General features: G+C 68.1%; 15 protein-coding genes and 1 tRNA gene. 7 read left to right on the top strand and 9 right to left on the bottom strand.

Translation table 11 applies throughout. The annotated features are described in order from the left end of the window. Nucleotide 1: 1 nt before the first annotated feature. Nucleotides 2-1,117, bottom strand: a complete 1,116-nt coding sequence (pdhA, locus tag KZC51_RS11285; protein ID WP_247630638.1) for a pyruvate dehydrogenase (acetyl-transferring) E1 component subunit alpha — start codon at nucleotides 1,115-1,117, stop codon at nucleotides 2-4. A 169-nt stretch (nucleotides 1,118-1,286) separates the two neighbouring features. Here pdhA and KZC51_RS11280 point away from each other — a divergent pair, with 169 nt between their 5' ends. Further along, nucleotides 1,287-1,760, top strand: a complete 474-nt coding sequence (locus KZC51_RS11280; protein ID WP_141872064.1) for an Lrp/AsnC family transcriptional regulator — start codon at nucleotides 1,287-1,289, stop codon at nucleotides 1,758-1,760. On the opposite strand, the gene KZC51_RS11275 is transcribed toward KZC51_RS11280, so the two are convergent. Beyond that, nucleotides 1,732-2,631 carry an alpha/beta fold hydrolase gene (locus KZC51_RS11275; protein WP_247630063.1) on the bottom strand — a complete coding sequence of 300 codons (900 nt, stop codon included), beginning with the start codon at nucleotides 2,629-2,631 and terminating at the stop codon, nucleotides 1,732-1,734. The genes KZC51_RS11280 and KZC51_RS11275 overlap by 29 nt on opposite strands. 67 nt (nucleotides 2,632-2,698) lie before the next feature. Between KZC51_RS11275 and KZC51_RS11270 the strand changes: the two genes are divergently transcribed. Then, complete coding sequence (locus tag KZC51_RS11270) at nucleotides 2,699-3,439, top strand: 3'-5' exonuclease (RefSeq protein ID WP_247630062.1); 741 nt, start codon at nucleotides 2,699-2,701, stop codon at nucleotides 3,437-3,439. Between the two features lie 47 nt (nucleotides 3,440-3,486). On the opposite strand, the gene KZC51_RS11265 is transcribed toward KZC51_RS11270, so the two are convergent. The 3 genes from KZC51_RS11265 to KZC51_RS11255 form a co-directional block, all read right to left on the bottom strand. Further along, complete coding sequence (locus tag KZC51_RS11265; protein ID WP_247630061.1) at nucleotides 3,487-4,506, bottom strand: YihY/virulence factor BrkB family protein; 1,020 nt, start codon at nucleotides 4,504-4,506, stop codon at nucleotides 3,487-3,489. A gap of 34 nt (nucleotides 4,507-4,540) precedes the next feature. After that, a tRNA-Ile gene (locus tag KZC51_RS11260) sits at nucleotides 4,541-4,617 on the bottom strand. A 30-nt stretch (nucleotides 4,618-4,647) separates the two neighbouring features. Beyond that, nucleotides 4,648-5,184 (bottom strand): gamma carbonic anhydrase family protein, encoded by a 537-nt coding sequence (locus KZC51_RS11255; RefSeq protein ID WP_247630060.1) that lies wholly within the window; start codon nucleotides 5,182-5,184, stop codon nucleotides 4,648-4,650. 140 nt (nucleotides 5,185-5,324) lie between these two features. Here KZC51_RS11255 and KZC51_RS11250 point away from each other — a divergent pair, with 140 nt between their 5' ends. Further along, nucleotides 5,325-5,810, top strand: a complete 486-nt coding sequence (locus KZC51_RS11250; RefSeq protein WP_247630059.1) for a Dps family protein — start codon at nucleotides 5,325-5,327, stop codon at nucleotides 5,808-5,810. Between the two features lie 73 nt (nucleotides 5,811-5,883). On the opposite strand, the gene KZC51_RS11245 is transcribed toward KZC51_RS11250, so the two are convergent. From KZC51_RS11245 to KZC51_RS11230, 4 genes are read right to left on the bottom strand one after another with little or no spacing between them, the layout of a single operon-like run. Next, a complete protein-coding gene (locus tag KZC51_RS11245) occupies nucleotides 5,884-7,389 on the bottom strand; it encodes an amidohydrolase (RefSeq protein WP_372491772.1) in 1,506 nt (501 codons plus the stop codon). Between the two features lie 39 nt (nucleotides 7,390-7,428). Beyond that, complete coding sequence (locus tag KZC51_RS11240; RefSeq protein WP_247630058.1) at nucleotides 7,429-8,427, bottom strand: Fpg/Nei family DNA glycosylase; 999 nt, start codon at nucleotides 8,425-8,427, stop codon at nucleotides 7,429-7,431. 1 nt (nucleotide 8,428) lies between these two features. Further along, a complete protein-coding gene (locus KZC51_RS11235) occupies nucleotides 8,429-8,914 on the bottom strand; it encodes a ribose-5-phosphate isomerase (RefSeq protein ID WP_247630057.1) in 486 nt (161 codons plus the stop codon). 38 nt (nucleotides 8,915-8,952) lie between these two features. Beyond that, entirely contained in the window at nucleotides 8,953-10,137 is a 1,185-nt protein-coding gene (locus KZC51_RS11230) for a ferrochelatase (protein ID WP_247630056.1), read from the bottom strand. A 125-nt stretch (nucleotides 10,138-10,262) separates the two neighbouring features. Between KZC51_RS11230 and pepN the strand changes: the two genes are divergently transcribed. From pepN to KZC51_RS11210, 4 genes are all read left to right on the top strand, one after another. Further along, entirely contained in the window at nucleotides 10,263-12,815 is a 2,553-nt protein-coding gene (gene pepN / locus KZC51_RS11225) for an aminopeptidase N (protein ID WP_247630055.1), read from the top strand. Nucleotides 12,816-12,894: 79 nt separating this feature from the next. Continuing rightward, on the top strand, nucleotides 12,895-13,968 hold the full coding sequence (locus tag KZC51_RS11220; RefSeq protein WP_247630054.1) for a mechanosensitive ion channel family protein: 1,074 nt from the start codon (nucleotides 12,895-12,897) through the stop codon (nucleotides 13,966-13,968). Then, nucleotides 13,923-14,411, top strand: coding sequence for a globin (locus KZC51_RS11215; protein WP_281732062.1), 489 nt, complete (start codon nucleotides 13,923-13,925; stop codon nucleotides 14,409-14,411). Before KZC51_RS11220 ends, KZC51_RS11215 begins: the two co-directional genes overlap by 46 nt. Further along, nucleotides 14,411-16,069 (top strand): FAD-binding dehydrogenase, encoded by a 1,659-nt coding sequence (locus tag KZC51_RS11210; protein WP_247630052.1) that lies wholly within the window; start codon nucleotides 14,411-14,413, stop codon nucleotides 16,067-16,069. Before KZC51_RS11215 ends, KZC51_RS11210 begins: the two co-directional genes overlap by 1 nt. The last annotated feature ends 2 nt before the right edge of the window (nucleotides 16,070-16,071 follow it).

The raw sequence follows: 16,071 nt of genomic DNA, 5'->3' as shown, positions 1-16,071 counted from the left end.
GTCACGCCTCGCTCTCGAAGCTCGCCAGATACGCGGCGTACTCGTCGCGCTGGCGGTCCAATCCCGCATGCGGCTCGGCGTACACGCCGTCGAAGACCGCGAGGGGCGCACGGGTCACCATGCCCAGGCAGGCTGCGCGCATGTCCTTGGCGACGACGTCGGCGGCCGACTGGATCTCCGCGAGATGCGCCTCGTCGAGCTCGCCGATGCTGCGCAGGTGCGCGTCGAGGCGCGCGATCGGGTCGCGACGGCGCCACTCCTCCAGCTCCGCCTCGTCGCGGTAGCGGGTGGGATCATCCGCCGTCGTGTGCGGACCCATCCGATACGTGACCGCCTCGATGTAGGCGGGTCCCTTGCCGGACCTGGCATGCGCGAGCGCCCAGCGCATCGCCGCCATGCAGGCGAGCACGTCGTTGCCGTCCACACGCAGGCTCGGGATGCCGAAACCGGGCGCACGCCCCGCGATCGGGTACTGCGACTGCACCGCGACCGGCTCGGAGATCGCCCAGTGGTTGTTCTGGCACACGAAGACGACCGGCGCCTGGTACGACGCAGCGAAGATCATCGCCTCGTTGACGTCGCCTTGGCTGGTCGCGCCGTCGCCGAAGTAGGTCACCGCAACCTCGTCGGCGCCGTCATGGCGGATGCCGAGCGCATAGCCGACGGCGTGCAGGGTCTGAGCGCCGATGATGATCTGCAGGGGGGCGACGCGCAGCGCAGCCGGGTCGTGCCCTGCACCCTCCTCGCCGCGCCACATCCGCACGAAGTCCCCCGGTTGCGCGCCGCGGGCGTAGATGACACCGGTCTCGCGATAGCTCGGGAAGACGTAGTCCTGGGGTGCCAGTGCGCGCGCGGTGCCGATCTGCGTCGCCTCCTGCCCCTGGCACGGGGCCCAGAGGCCGAGCTGTCCCTGACGCTGCAGAGCCACGCCCTCCGCATCGATGCGGCGGAGGATCACCATGTCGCGCAGAAGCGCGCGCAGCTGTGACGCGTCGACGTCCGCGACGAAGGGGTCGAGATCCGGGTGCGCGAGACGCGTTCCATCCGGAGCCAGGAGGCGCTCGGTGCGCTCCAGATCCTGGGTCGAATCGGCGATGGGCGTGATCTGCGGTGACATCATCGTCCTCCAAGTCTCAGCAGCCGCGAAGGGCTGTGCGCGCGGCACCCGGCGTCATCACCGGTCTGGTCTGAGCGTACGTCTGCTCAACACCTCGCTCAAGCAATGGAAGTGCGGTTGAGCATGTTGCTCAATATCGAGGGATCGCGTCCTGCTAAGGTTTGGCACTATGCCTGGACTGGACCGTATCGATCTCGAGCTTCTCGCCGCGCTGGCCGACGATCCGCGCATCACGATCGTCGCTCTCGCCGAGAATCTCGGCCTCTCCCGCAACACGATTCAGGCACGGATGGCCCGTTTGGAGCAGACCGGGATCTTCCTCTCGTACGAGCGCTCGTTCGCGCCGGAGGTGCTCGGGTTCCCGCTGCAGGCCTTCGTCAGCATCGGCGTGCGTCAGACGGAGCTTCCGCGCATCATCAACGAGCTCGCACGCATCCCCGAAGTCGTGCAGGCGCACGGACTGAGCGGATCGATCGATCTACTCGCGCGCGTGGCCTGCCGCGACGCGCGTCATCTGTTCGACACGGATGCGAGGATCCTCTCGATCGAAGGAGTCGAGCGCACCGAGACCTCGCTCGCGATGGGCGAGGTCATCCCCTTCCGGGTGGCCGGGCTCATCGGCCTCGCGCGACGGGAATCCTGAGGAATCGACGGATCGCGCCGGCGGCTTCCGCCGGCGTCTCGTAATGGATCAGGTGCCCGACGTGCGCGATCTCCACGAGTGAGGCGTCGGGGAACAGCGTGGCGAGCGCGCGCTCCGCCTCGATCGGGGTGATGTCATCCCTCTCGGCGGCGACGAGCAGCGTGGGAACATCGATCGTCGGAGCGAACTCCCGCACGTCGTGCGAGACGCTCGCGACGAACGCGTCTCGCAGTACATCACGGTCGGAGAACCGCGAGAAATAGGTGTCGTGCTGGTCGTGGATGAAGCGGCGCAGCTCGGGATCGGTGGTCTTCGCCATCGTGATGCTCATCACTCGCACGATCACGCGATTGCGCAGCAGGGCGGTGCCGAGGCGTTCAGGCAGCCGAGCGCCGAGCGCGTAGTAGAGCACGGCGAGCCGCGTCATCAGCCCCTTCGGACCTTCCAGCGCCGGGGCGCCGATCGGGTTCAGCAGGATCAGGCGCGGTGTCCGCAGACCACCGGCGACCGCCGCCGCCGTGACGATGGAGCCGAAGGAGTGGCCGAGGATGACCGCTCCTGGTGCCACCTTCGCCGCGAACTCCGTCAGCCAGGCGGCGTAGGCATCGAGATCGTGCGTTCGGGCCGGCAGCGGCGCTGTCGCGCCGAACCCCGGCAGATCGGGAGCGATCACCCGCGCCTCGGGGAGGAAGGCCAGCACGGGTTCGAGACCATGGTGCTCACCCCGGAAACCGTGCACGGCGATCACGGTCGTCTCCGCATCCTGCGGCCCGTAGACCCAGTACGCCGTCACACCGTCGGCGACCTCGACCTCATGCCGCTCGACAGGCAGTCGGCTGAGACGGTCGGCGTAGGGGGAAGGCACGGTCATGCTCCGAGTCTACGGAGTCGCCGTGTGCCTCCGGATGGATGTCGGCGGCTCGTCCTACCGTGAGGGCATGTCGACCGCACCCGACCTCCCCGCCTGGCTCACACGTGTCGGCGTCTTCGATCTCGAGACCACGGGGGTCGACGTCACATCGGATCGGGTCGTGACCGCACACGTCGGCGTGCTCGACGCGAGCGGACGACAGATCGCCGCACGTTCCTGGCTCGCCGACCCCGGCATCCCGATCCCGGAGGGCGCGACCGCCGACCACGGCATCACGACCACGCACGCCCGCGCGCACGGGCGCCCGGCTGCGGAGGTCGTCGGCGAAGTGACCGCGGCACTGCGCTCGCTCCTGGCTCAGGGCGTGCCCGTGGTGGCCTACAACGCCTCCTACGACTTCTCGTTGCTCGCGCACGAGGCGGTGCGACACGGGATCGAGCCGCTCGCCGATCCCGCACCGATCATCGACCCGCTCGTGATCGACAAGGCCTACGACCGTTACCGCCGCGGAAAGCGCACCCTCGAGGTCGTCGCCGCACACTACGCGGTGCCGCTCGACGGCGCGCACGAGGCCTCCGCCGATGCGATCGCTGCCGGACGCGTCGCGCAGGCACTCGCGCGGCAGTTCGTGCTGCCGCAGTCGCTCAGCGAGTTGCACACCCGGCAGGTCGGGTGGGCCCGTTCTCAGGCCGAGAGTCTCACCGAGTACTTCATCAGCATCGGGCGCCTCGAGCCCGAGGAGACGCTCGACGGCACCTGGCCCGTACGCCCGGCCGCCTCGGCACTGCAGCCGAGGCGGCCGAGCTGACATCACGGCAGATGCGCGTTCGCCCCGGCGCGGCGACCGGCGATGTGTCAGCCGTCCACGCCCTCAGAACGATTTCGCAGCTCCCTGGCCTCCGCGACCTCCTCACTCGACCGACGGTTCTTCGCCTCGATCTGCGTGTCGTCGCGCAGCGGAAGCCGCACGCGGAACTCCGCCGGCTCTCCCGCCCTGAGCTCACGGGCCCGCTCGACTGCGGCATCGAACTCGACCCCGAGCATGAGCGCCAGGTTCGCGATCCACATCCACAGCAGGAAGATGATCGCACCGGCGAGCGGTCCGTAGACGCGGTCGTAGTCCACGATGCTCGACACATACAGGCTGAACAGCGCGCTGGCGATGATCAGCACGAGGATCGCGATCCCGGCGCCGAGACTCACCCAGCGGAACTTCACATGCCGGACGTTCGGCGCCCTGTCGTAGAGGAAGGCGACCGCCGCGATCACGATCGCGGCGAGAAGCGGCCAGCGGAGGATCTGCCAGGCGATGAGCACGGAGTCACCGAGCGAGAGCGCGTCGCCGATCGCGCGTGCAACCGGTTCGGAGAGTGCGAGCAGAGCAGCAACGGCCAGCACGGCGACGAAGAGCAGCACGCTGACCGCGAGCTGCATGAGCTTGAGCGCCCATCCCCGCCGGCCCTCCTCCACGTCGTAGACCCGGTTCATCCCTCTCCCGAGCACGGCGATGTAGCGCGCGCCGGCCCAGATCGTGAGCGCGAGGCCGGTCAGGAGCGCGAGACCCGCGATCGAGGACTCCGCGAGCATGTCGACGACGGAGGCCAGCCCTTTCGCAACCTCCGGCGAGGCGACGGCGCGAGACACCTCGAGGACGAGCGTGACCGTCTCCGATTCCTTGCCGAGCAGGCTGACGACGGAGACGACAACCATGATCGCCGGGATGAGCGCGAGAACGGCGTGGAACGTCAGTCCGGCGGCGATATCCCCGGCACCATCTTGTCCGAACTTGCGGATCACGCTGCGAGCGACGAACTTCCATGATCGGGCGTCGAGGTCGTTCGGCGACGGTTCATCCTCGGTGGTGGCTGCACTCATGTCGCGATCGACCCTGTCTCTGCCAGCGAGTCTGTGGTGGGGCGGGTGGGACTTGAACCCACGATCGTCGGGTTATGAGCCCGCTGCCTTGACCAGCTTGGCCACCGCCCCGTGTGTACCCAGCTTATCGGTGACCAGGGCTCAGACCGGAGCGGCAAGGCTGTGGGTCCGGCTGTGCCGCAGGTAGATGTCGGCGTTGGCGATGAGTCCCTCGCGCTCCGCGTCGCTCAGCGCACGCCGCACCTTCGCGGGGACGCCTGCGACGAGCGACCCGGCGGGAACGACGGTGCCGCCGAGGACGACCGCGCCCCCGGCGATCAGACACCCTTCTCCGATCACGGCGCCACTGAGGATCACGGCTCCCATGCCGACCAGCGAGCCGTCGCCGATCGTGCATCCGTGCACCACGGCATTGTGCCCGACGGACACCTTCGCACCGATGTTCACGGGGTGGTCGTCGTCGACGTGGACCGAGACGTTGTCCTGCACGTTGCTGTCGGTCCCGATCGTGATCTGCGCCGAATCTGCACGCAGCACGGCGTTGTACCAGACGCTGGCTCCGGCGGACAGCGTCACTGCGCCGATGAGACGAGCGCCGTCCGCGACGAAGGAGTCTTCGGCGATTGCCGGCGTGCGCTCTGGAAGGCTGAGGACGGACGCGCTCGCTGCGATGGTCATGAGGCGAGACTATCCTCACGGGGGCGGAATTCCGCGTGTTTCCGCGTGTGTAAGCCGAGCCTCAGCTTGCTTGCGGAATGCCTGAGCCTGAGTAGCGTTGTGTTCATCAGGTACGAGAAGGCACCACGGAGGAGCACAAGATGAGCAAGGCACAGACCGTTTCCACCACCGCCAGCGACCCGACCGTGGCGGCTGCCGCAGCGCAGTTCCTCTCCCCGGTCGTCCTGGGTCTCGAGGCGCTCACCGTCAACGGCAAGCAGGCGCACTGGCACGTCCGTGGCGCGAACTTCGTCGGCGTCCACGAGCTGCTCGACACGATCGTGGCCCACGCCGGCGACTTCGCCGACACGGCTGCAGAGCGCATCGTCGCCCTCGGCCTCCCGATCGACGCGCGCCTGAGCACCGTCGCCGAGAAGGCCGGCACCAGCGCCGTGCCCGCAGGCTTCACTCAGTCGGATGAGCTCGTCCGCGCGGTCATCTCCGACATCGACGCAATCCTCGTCGACGTCAAGGCCGCGATCGACGGTCTCGACGAGGTCGACCTCACAAGCCAGGACGTCGCGATCGAGATCATGCGCGGCCTCGAGAAGGACCGCTGGTTCCTCGTCTCGCACATCGCCGCCTGAGTCGCGTCTCAGAGAGAAGGGGCACCGGGATTCATCCCGGTGCCCCTTCTCTCTGCTCGTTCTTCGTGCCCGCTCAGGCGATGTGAGTGATCCGACCAGCCAGGACGGTAGCCACGACCGGCATCGTGCGCAGCTCGGTCGCGGTCGACGTCTGCGGATCCCGGCCGGTCAAGACGACGTCTGCCGGCTCACCGGGCCGGATCGACGAGCGCACGCTCGCCTGCAGCGCCCGATTGACGCTCACGCGCTCCTCTGGATGCCACGGCTCGCGATCGTCGTCCGTGCGGAAGACCGCGGCAGCGATGGCCTGCCACGGGTCCAGTTCCGCGACGGGAGCGTCCGAGCCGAATCTCACCTCGACTCCGGCATCGAGCAGCGAAGCAAGGGGATACCCGATCGCGGTCTGCTCCGCCCAGTGCCGTCCGACGAGGTCCCGGTCGTCCAGAGCATGCTGAGGCTGCACACTCGCGGCCACGCCGAGCCGCGCGAAACGGGCGAGATCGGCGTGACGCACGAGCTGCGCATGTTCGATCGTGCCGGTTGCGCCGCTCACGGTGAACGCGTCGAGCGCGGAGGTGGTGGCCCTGTCGCCGATCGCGTGCACGGCCACGCTCAGACCCGCCCCGGTCGCTGTCACCAGTGCATCGATCAGGGCGTCGCGAGGAACGTTCAGCACCCCGAAGTTCTCCGGATCTCCCGGGTACGCGTGCGAGCAGGCCGCCGTGCGCGTGCCGAGCGAGCCGTCGGAGATGATCTTGAGGGGTCCCACTCTCACGAGTCCACGCCCGGCGGACGGGGCGTCCTCGGACTCGAGCAGTTCCCCGGTGTGCAGGCCTGCGGCGATCGCCCTGTCCAGGTCGAACGAGTACACCGCGAATTCGACCCGGTGCGCCGCGAACCCGGCTGCGATCCGGCGCGGCCACGCTTCGGCGTTCCACGCCATGTCGAAGTCGACGAGTCCGGTGACACCGCGCGACGCGGCCTGCTCCCCCGCCCGCTGCACCGCACGATCACCGTGCGCGGGGTCGACGGCGTTCAGACGCCGTGAGATCTCGAAGGCGTCCTCCTCGCGAAGGATCCCATCGGGGCTGCGGAACCCCTCACGCCGGAGAGCTGCGGAGTTCAGCCACACGCTGTGCACGTCGGCGTTGATCAGGTACGTCGGCACGTCGCCGGTCGCGGCATCCAGCGTGAACAGATCGGGCGCGTCGCTCCACAGGGCGTCACGATAGCCGCTGCCGACGCGACGACCGTCGGCGAGCGGCGCGACATGCGTCATCCGTCGAGCCACCTCCGCGGCAGATCCGACCTGGCCGAGGGGCTCGCGCTCAGCCGCCAACGCCCACTGCACCGTGTGGACGTGGTTGTCCCAGAGCCCGGGGACCGCCCATGCACCGTCGCCATCGAGCACCTGGCCCCGGGGCCGCAGGCTCCCGGTCGGTGCGATGTCGACGATCTGCCCCTCCGCGATCTGGATGTCGACCGGTTCATCGTCGAGCAGGAACTCTCGTCCTGGCCCGGTGACGCGCACGGCGCGGATCATCGCGATCGGCTCGCTGGACGGGGATATCTCACGCATGTTCGCAGCCTCGGTTCGACGGGATCGGAGCAGGTCGTGTCACGCCTGGCAGCGCGGGCACCAGTACAGCTTGCGGGCACCGATCTCCTCGAGGGCGATCTCGGTGCCGCAGACGCGGCAGGGCAGGCCAGCCCGATGGTAGACCCAGTGTCGGTCGTCGCGGCTCGCCATCGCGGCGCGATACTCCTCGGCCGACAGGTCGTCCATCGTCATCATCTGCCCGGTCTCGACTCCGATCGCGAGCAGTCGGACCCAGTCCCGCCACAGCGCGCGGACCGTCTCCTCACGGACGTCGCGCCCCGGGGTGTGCGGGTTCAGGCGCTGTCGGAAGAGCATCTCGGCGCGGTAGACATTGCCGATACCGCTGACCACCGACTGGTCCATCAGCAGAAGCGCGATCGCCGTCTGCTTCTTCGCGACCGCGCGGACGAAGCGCTCCTCGTTCTCGGCAGGGTCGCCGACCAGCGGATCCGGCCCGAGTTTGGCGACGGTCGCGAGCATCTCCTCGGGCGTCTGCAGCACGCAGGCGGTCGGACCGCGCAGATCCGCTGCCGTGATGTCCGTCAGGAGGCGCAGCCGCACCTGCCCGACCACCGGTGGCGGCCACTCCATCCCCTCGTCGTGCAGTCCCTTGGTCTGCTCGGACATGCGCACGTGCACGCGTGTACGTCGGGGAGCGCCGATGGATGCGAGCGAGTTCTCCCCCGCATCATCGAGGATCGCCTCGTCGAGATCCGTGCCGCGCTGATTCGTCTGGCCCATCCGACCGTTCGCGGAGGCGATCGTGGGGTCGACGAGGATCTCGCCCGCGAAATCCCACGCGCCGTAGAGCCCGAGGTGCACCCGCAACCACAGGTCGCCCTCGGTCTCGAGGAACATCTGCTTGCCGACCGCCTGCACGCTCACTGCGGTGCGGCCGTCGAGGACGGCGGCACCCTCGGCGAAGCGTCCCTGCGGACTCGATGCCGACAGCGTCTTGCCGACGAAGTTACGGTCGAACTGCCGCGCGATCCGATGGACGGAATGGCCCTCGGGCATGTCAGGCCCGCGGATCCGGAAGCAGTGAGCCGTCGCGCTCGAAGTCGGCGATCTGTCCGATGCGGCGCACGTGGCGCTCGTCACCCGAGAACGGGGTGGCGATGAAGCGGTCGATCAACGCGATGACCTCGTCGAAGCTGTGCTGGCGCGCGCCGATTGCGATGACGTTCGCGTCGTTGTGCTCGCGCGCGAGCTCCGCGGTCGACAGGTTCCAGACCAGGGCCGCACGAATCCCCTCGACCTTGTTCGCCGCGATCTGCTCGCCGTTGCCCGAACCGCCGAAGACGATGCCGAGCGCCTCGACGCCGGCAGTCTGGTCGCGCACCACGGCCTGCGCCGCACGGATGCAGAACGCGGGGTAATCGTCGACCGCGTCGTAGACGATCGGGCCGTGATCGACGACATCGTGCCCTGCGGAGCGCAGATGGTCCTGCAGCTGCGTGGAGAAGTCGAGACCGGCGTGATCGGTGGCGATATGGATGCGCATGGCTACCATCCTAGGATCGGTGCGCTCCCCGGACTGTCTCAGGGGACGATGCCGGCGGCGGCGGGCTTGAATCCGGCGCGGACGTTCTCGCAGCAGCCGGGACGGCAGACGTCGAAAGCACCGGGGAGTGCCGTGACGTGCGGCCGCTCCGCGTTCGGAGTCCCCTGCAGACGCTCCTGGATGAGATCGACGATGCCCGCGACGAATGTCGGCGAGATGCCGGGGGTGGGAGTGCGGATGAAGCGGAGCCCCGCCTCTTCCGCGGCCTCCGCCGCTTCGGTGTCGAGGTCCCAGAGCACCTCCATGTGATCGCTCATGAAACCGACGGGTACCACGGCGACAGCCTTGCGACCACGGCCTCCGAGCTCGCCGATCACATCGCAGACATCGGGCTCGAGCCACGGCTGCGACGCGGGGCCGGAACGCGACTGGTACACGAGCTCCCACGACACGTCCGCCGCGGCGGGATTGGACTGTCTCACACGATCCATCACCCATTCCGCGACGGCGAGGTGCTGAGCCGCGTACGCCCCTCCCTCGCCCCAGTCGATGTCGCGCGCGCCGGAGCGCTCGGCGTCTGCGGTCGGGATGCTGTGGGTGGAGAACAGGATCTGGATATCGGCGGGGGCGACACCCTCAGCGAGGAAGCCCTCGATCGCGTCACGCACGCCGGTCTCGAAGGCGTCGACGAATCCGGGGTGGTCGTAGAAGGGGCGGATCTTGTCGATCGTCACAGTGTCGCCCAGCCCGGTCTCCTCGAGCACCCGCGCGAAGTCCTCGCGATACTGACGGCAGCTCGAGAACGAGCTGTACGCGCTGGTGGCGAAGGCCAGAAGCGTGTTGTGTCCGTGCTGGGACGCTTCGACCACGACCTCTTCGAGGTAGGGGGTCCAGTTCCGGTTGCCCCAGTAGACCGGGAGGTCGATGCCGCGGCTGGCGAGCTCCGCCTCCAGTGCCTCTTTGAGCACGCGGTTCTGCCCGTTGATCGGGCTGACGCCGCCGAAGTGGCGGTAGTGGTGCGATACCTCTTCCAGCCGCTCGTCGGGGATGCCGCGCCCACGCGTGACGTTGCGCAGGAAGGGGATCACGTCGTCTTGCCCCTCAGGTCCTCCGAAGCCAGCGAGCAGGATTCCGTCGTACGCGACGGGCGTCGTCACATACGGCTCACCGCTCGCGGCGGCAGCGGAGGCAAAGGGAACGATGTTCGGCTCGATCGCAGTCACTCCCCTATCCTTTCACCTCCGCGGAGTGAGGGCGCGCGTCGGCCTGGCGTAGGCTGTCATGGTTGCCGTAGGCGCCAACTGCGCCGACCCCCCGGTGACATCCCCTCACCCCTGGGAGTACAGCTGTGCCTGGAGAGAACCTCACCCGTGTCGAAGCGCAGGAGCGCCGCGACGTCATCGACACGCAGTCGTATGAAGTCGCACTCGATCTGACAAAGGGTTCCGAGGTGTTCGGCTCCCGCAGCGTCGTCCGTTTCACGGCGACGCCGGAGAGCTTCACGTTCATCGACCTCATCGCTCGCGAGGTTCGAGAGATCTCGCTGAACGGCGAGCAGCTGGACCCGAACGAGGTCTTCGCCGACTCGCGCATCACGCTGAGCGGCCTGCAGGAGGAGAACGTGCTGGTGGTCGATGCCGACTGCCTCTATACGAACACCGGTGAGGGACTGCATCGATTCGTCGATCCCGTCGATGATGAGGTCTACCTGTACTCCCAATTCGAGGTGCCCGACTCCCGCCGGGTGTTCGCCGTCTTCGAGCAGCCTGACCTGAAGGCGACGTTCACGTTCACGGTCACGGCGCCCGCCGCCTGGAAGGTCGTCTCCAACTCCCCCACCCCCGAGCCGATCGTGCACGACGACGACTCGATCGCCACCTGGGGCTTCGAGCCCACTCCGCGCATCTCCTCGTACATCACCGCCCTTGTCGCCGGGCCCTACGAGTCGACGTTCTCGGAGCTGACCAGTGCTTCCGGCCGCGTCATCCCGCTCGGCGTATACGGCCGCAAGAGCCTGTGGCAGCACCTCGACGCCGACTACATCTTCGACAAGACGCGCGAAGGGTTCGCCTACTTCGAGTCGAAGTTCGGCGTCCCCTACCCCTTCGCCAAGTACGACCAGCTCTTCGTGCCCGAGTTCAACGCGGGCGCGATGGAGAACGCCGGTGCGGTCACGTTCACCGAGAGCTACGTGTTCCGCAGCAAGGTGACCGACGCGGTCAAGGAGCGCCGCGTCGTCACGATCCTGCACGAGCTCGCGCACATGTGGTTCGGCGACCTCGTCACCATGAAGTGGTGGAACGACCTCTGGCTCAACGAGTCGTTCGCGGAGTGGGCGTCCACGATCGCCACGGCTGAGGCCACTGAGTGGACCGAGGCGTGGACCACGTTCAACGCCATGGAGAAGACCTGGGCGTACCGTCAGGACCAGCTCCCCTCGACGCATCCCATCGTCGCCGAGATCAACGACCTGGAAGACGTGCAGGTCAACTTCGATGGCATCACCTACGCCAAAGGCGGATCGGTGCTCAAGCAGTTGGCGGCCTGGGTCGGCATCGAAGCGTTCTTCGCCGGTGTCTCGCAGTACTTCCAGAAGCACTCGTGGGGCAACACCGAGCTCAGCGACCTGCTCGTCGAGCTCGAGGCCACCAGCGGTCGCGACCTGAGCACCTGGTCGAAGAAGTGGTTGGAGACCGCGGGGGTGAACACCCTCGAACCGGTCATCGCCGACGACGCCAACGGCGTCATCTCGCGCTTCGCCGTGACGCAGACCGCGCCGGCCGATTACCCCACGATCCGCCCCCACCGCCTGGGGATCGGCTTCTACACGCTCGCCGACGGTTCGCTGACGCGCACGCACTACGTGGAGGTCGACGTCGACGGCGACCGCACAGAGGTGCCGGAGCTGCAGGGCATCGAGCGTCCCGACCTCGTGCTTCTCAACGACAACGATCTCGCCTACGCGAAGATCCGCCTGGATGAGAAGTCCCTCGCGACGGCGATCACGCACCTCGCCGACATCCACGACCCGCTCGCCCGCTCGCTCGTCTGGGGCGCTGCCTGGGATCAGACCCGCGATGCCGAGAGCGCCGCCTCGGACTACATCGACCTGGTGCTCGGCAACATCGGCCGCGAGACCGAGTCGACCACGGTCCGCACGACGCTCGCGCAGTTGCGCACCGCCGTGAACCTGTACGTCGCTCCTGAACAGCGCGCGCAGGCGCGCCTCAAGGTCGCAGACGGCCTCTGGGCGCTCGCCGAGTCTGCGGCGTCCGGCAGCGACAGCCAGCTGCAGTTCGTGACCGCATTCGCCAACTCCCTCGTCACTCCGGAGCACGCCGGTATCGTCGGCCGCCTCCGCTCGGGTGAGGAGACGCTCGCCGGGCTCGAGATCGACGCCGACCTCAGCTGGCAGCTCCTGGTCGGCCTCGCCACGATCGGCGCCACGGATGCCGCGACCATCGACGCCGCGCTCGCCGCCGACAACACGGCCAAGGGCGGCGAGTTCGCTGCGCAGGCTCGGGCCGCGCTGCCCGACTCCGCCTCCAAGAAGGCCGCGTGGACATCGCTGATCGAGCGCGACGACGCGCCCAACACGATCGTCCGTTCCGCCGCACTCGGCTTCGTGCACCCGGCAGGCGTCGACGTGCTCGCCGAGTTCGTTCCGGCGTACTTCGACATGCTGCTCCCCATCTGGGAGTCGCGGAGCTACCAGATCGCGCAGTACCTCATCGTCGGCCTCTTCCCGACGGCCCTGGCGAACGTCGAGCTGCGCGATGCGACCAGAGCATGGCTGTCGGCGCACCAGGACGCGGCGCCCGCGCTGCGCCGTCTGGTGCTCGAGAACCTGGCCGATGTCGAGCGCTCCCTCGCTGCGCAGTCGCGCGACGCCGACGACTGACACGACACGCCTCGTCGATCGGGCCTCTGCGCGGTGCATCCAGCCCGCGCAGAGGCCCGATCGCTAGGATCTGGTACTGATGATGATCCCTTTCGACGTGAACGATCCGACCGTGCCTTCTGCTGTCCCGGAGTGGTTGCAGCCCATTCTCGACGTGCTCGTGAAGGTGGGCTGGAAGGCTCTTGCAGTCGCGGTGATCATCGCGAGCTGCGTGGTCGTCGGGCTCGTCCTCCGTGTCGTGATCCGGCGGGTGGTGCACCGCATCGTCGACAGCGCGAAGAGCAAGGCATCCGTCGACGACACCCAAGCGCTGGAGCGCTCTCCTCTCGCCGACATGCGCCTGGTGCAGCGCACCCGCACGCTCGGCACGATCCTCCAGAACATCGTGAACGTGATGCTGGTCGTGATCGCCGTCGTGCTGATCGTCAACGCGCTCGACAACACGCTGCTGGGCTCGCTCACCCTCCTCACCGCGGCGGTCGGCGCCGGTCTCGGTTTCGGCGCCCAGAACATCGTCAAGGACGTACTGAACGGCATGTTCCTGGTGGCGGAGGATCAGATCGGCATCGGCGACGTGGTCGACCTCGGACTCGCCAGCGGTGTCGTGGAGTACGTCAGCGTCCGCATCACCCAGGTCCGCGATGTGAACGGCACGCTCTGGTACGTGCGCAATGGTGAGGTCACCCGCATCGGCAACATGTCCCAGGGGTGGGCCCGCGCGATCATCGATATCGGCGTCCCCACCGATGCCGACCTCGAGGTCGTCGAGCAGACCATGCTGGAGACCGCTCAAGCGCTTGCGAAAGACCCGAAGTGGCGCACCCGCATCGTCGAAAAGCCCGAATTGTGGGGCCTGGAGGCGATCACCGGAGAAGCTCTCGTGGTCCGCGTGGTGATCAAGGCTCGCGCCAACGCCAAGGACGACGTCGCCCAGGAGCTGCGCAAGCGGCTGCGCGCCGCGCTCACCGAGAAGGAGATCGGCATCCCGAGCATGGAAGCCGTCACCCCCACAGGGCTCGAGGGCGCGCGACGGGTGCGCGGAGCCAACCCGCCCAAGACACGACCCAACGCCGTCACCGGGGTCCCGGTCATCCCCGACCGAGGAATCTGGCGCCGCAAGAAGCCGACCCAAGACGGGAGCACCCCGAAGTGACGTTCTACGAAGAGGTCGGAGGCCGCGAGACCTTCGCGAAGATCGTCTCGGTGTTCTACCGCGAGGTCGCGCTGGACCCCGTCCTCAAGCCGATGTATCCGGAAGAGGATCTGGGCCCCGCCGAGGAGCGCCTCCTGCTGTTCCTGGAGCAGTACTGGGGCGGACCGACCACGTACGGGGAGACCAGAGGACACCCGCGTCTGCGGATGCGGCACATGCCGTTCCACGTCGATCCGGATGCCCGCGATCGTTGGCTGCGACACATGCGCACCGCTCTCGATGAGGCGAAGTTGTCGCCTTTGCACGAATCGACGCTCTGGGACTACCTGGAGCGCGCGGCCTATGCCATGGTGAACACATTCGAGCCGTCGGGCATCGGCGCCGCCGCCGACGGACGCCCGACCCTCGAGGCCCGGTCACGTCAGGAATCAACGGAGAGCTGATGACGAAAACACCCCTGTCCACAGACGTCCTGGTGATCGGATGGGGGTTGGCGGGGCTCGTCGCCGCCGCTGAGGCGCTCGATGCCGGACGCCGCGTCATCCTGATCGACCAGGAGCCCCGCACGAATCTGGGCGGTCAGGCCTGGTGGTCCTTCGGCGGACTCTTCTTCATCGACTCCCCCGAGCAGCGACGCATGGGCATCCGCGACTCGGTGGAACTCGCGACGCAGGATTGGTTCGGCAACGCCGCCTTCGACCGCCCGGAGGACGAGTGGCCGCGTCGGTGGGCAGAGGCCTACCTGCAGTTCGCGGCGGGCGAGAAGCGCGCCTGGTTGCGCGAACGCGGTGTGGGCTTCTTCCCGGTCGTGGGTTGGGCGGAACGCGGTGGATACGGCGCCATCGGTCCCGGGAACTCCGTGCCGCGCTTCCACATCACGTGGGGCACCGGCCCCGGTGTCGTCGCCCCGTTCGCCGCCGCAGTGGAGCAGGGAGAGCGCGAGGGGCGCGTCACGGTCCTTCCCCGCCATCGGGTCGCGGAGCTCATCACCACCGACGGCGCCGTCACGGGAGCTCGCGGAGCGATCCTCACCTCCAGCGGAGCCGAGCGCGGCGTCCCGACCTCCCGCGAGGAGATCGGAGAGTTCGAGATCACGGCGGGAGCGACGATCGTGGCGTCGGGAGGCATCGGGGGAAACCACGATCTGGTGCGGGAGGCATGGCCGAAGCGGCTCGGCACTCCCCCGGCGCACATGCTCACGGGCGTGCCCGCCTACGTGGACGGTTCCATGCACGCCGTCAGCGCCGCAGCCGGCGCTCGGTTGATCAACGGTGACCGGATGTGGCACTACGTCGAGGGCATCACGAACTGGGACCCCGTGTGGCCCTCGCACGGCATCCGCATCCTGCCAGGACCGTCCTCTCTGTGGCTGGATGCCACCGGATCACGTCTGCCTGTCCCGCTCTTCCCCGGCTTCGACACGCTGGGCACGCTCGCCCATCTGCGCACCACGGGGTACGACCACTCGTGGTTCGTGACCTCGCGACAGATCGTCGAGAAGGAGTTCGCGCTCTCCGGGAGCGAGCAGAACCCGGATCTGACCGGCAAGGATGTCAGCCTGCTGGTGAAGTCCCGTCTCGCGAAGGGGCCGACCGGGCCCGTGCAGGCGTTCCTCGATGAGGGGGCCGACTTCATCGTCGAGAACGACCTCGAGTCGCTGTTGGAGCAGATGCGTCAGCACCCGGGCGGCGAAGTGCTCGACATCGACAATGTACGCCGCGAGGTGATCGCACGCGACCGCGAGATCGACAACGACTTCTCGAAGGACGCGCAGATCGGGATGCTGCGCTCGATGCGCGGATACCGCGGCGACAAGCTCATCCGAACCGCAGTACCACATCGCCTGCAGGACCCATCGGCAGGTCCGATGGTGGCCGTGAAGCTCCACATCCTGACCCGCAAGTCCCTCGGAGGCATCAACACCGACCTCGATGGGCGTGCGCTCCGATCGGACGGCCAGGTGATCCCCGGTCTGTTCGCGGCGGGAGAGGCCAGCGGGTTCGGCGGCGGCGGCGTCCACGGCTACCGTGCGCTGGAAGGCACCTTCCTGGGCGGCTGCCTCTTCTCCGGCCGCCAGGCGGGTCGCGCGGCGGCGCGGTGATC

Source organism: Microbacterium croceum (assembly GCF_023091245.1).
Lineage (GTDB): Bacteria > Actinomycetota > Actinomycetes > Actinomycetales > Microbacteriaceae > Microbacterium > Microbacterium croceum.
The sequence above is the reverse complement of the archived record's forward strand: the minus strand, read 5'-3'. Positions and strand labels throughout refer to the sequence as shown.

Coding starts and splice junctions, on each gene's coding strand:
- KZC51_RS11210 (WP_247630052.1), top strand. CDS start 14,411: ATGACGAAAACACCCCTGTCCACAGACGTCCTGGTGATCGGATGGGGG.
- KZC51_RS11240 (WP_247630058.1), bottom strand. CDS start 8,427: ATGCCCGAGGGCCATTCCGTCCATCGGATCGCGCGGCAGTTCGACCGT.
- KZC51_RS11265 (WP_247630061.1), bottom strand. CDS start 4,506: ATGAGTGCAGCCACCACCGAGGATGAACCGTCGCCGAACGACCTCGAC.
- KZC51_RS11270 (WP_247630062.1), top strand. CDS start 2,699: ATGTCGACCGCACCCGACCTCCCCGCCTGGCTCACACGTGTCGGCGTC.
- KZC51_RS11235 (WP_247630057.1), bottom strand. CDS start 8,914: ATGCGCATCCATATCGCCACCGATCACGCCGGTCTCGACTTCTCCACG.
- KZC51_RS11245 (WP_372491772.1), bottom strand. CDS start 7,389: ATGCGTGAGATATCCCCGTCCAGCGAGCCGATCGCGATGATCCGCGCC.
- KZC51_RS11280 (WP_141872064.1), top strand. CDS start 1,287: ATGCCTGGACTGGACCGTATCGATCTCGAGCTTCTCGCCGCGCTGGCC.
- KZC51_RS11250 (WP_247630059.1), top strand. CDS start 5,325: ATGAGCAAGGCACAGACCGTTTCCACCACCGCCAGCGACCCGACCGTG.
- KZC51_RS11255 (WP_247630060.1), bottom strand. CDS start 5,184: ATGACCATCGCAGCGAGCGCGTCCGTCCTCAGCCTTCCAGAGCGCACG.
- KZC51_RS11275 (WP_247630063.1), bottom strand. CDS start 2,631: ATGACCGTGCCTTCCCCCTACGCCGACCGTCTCAGCCGACTGCCTGTC.
- pdhA (WP_247630638.1), bottom strand. CDS start 1,117: ATGTCACCGCAGATCACGCCCATCGCCGATTCGACCCAGGATCTGGAG.
- KZC51_RS11220 (WP_247630054.1), top strand. CDS start 12,895: ATGATGATCCCTTTCGACGTGAACGATCCGACCGTGCCTTCTGCTGTC.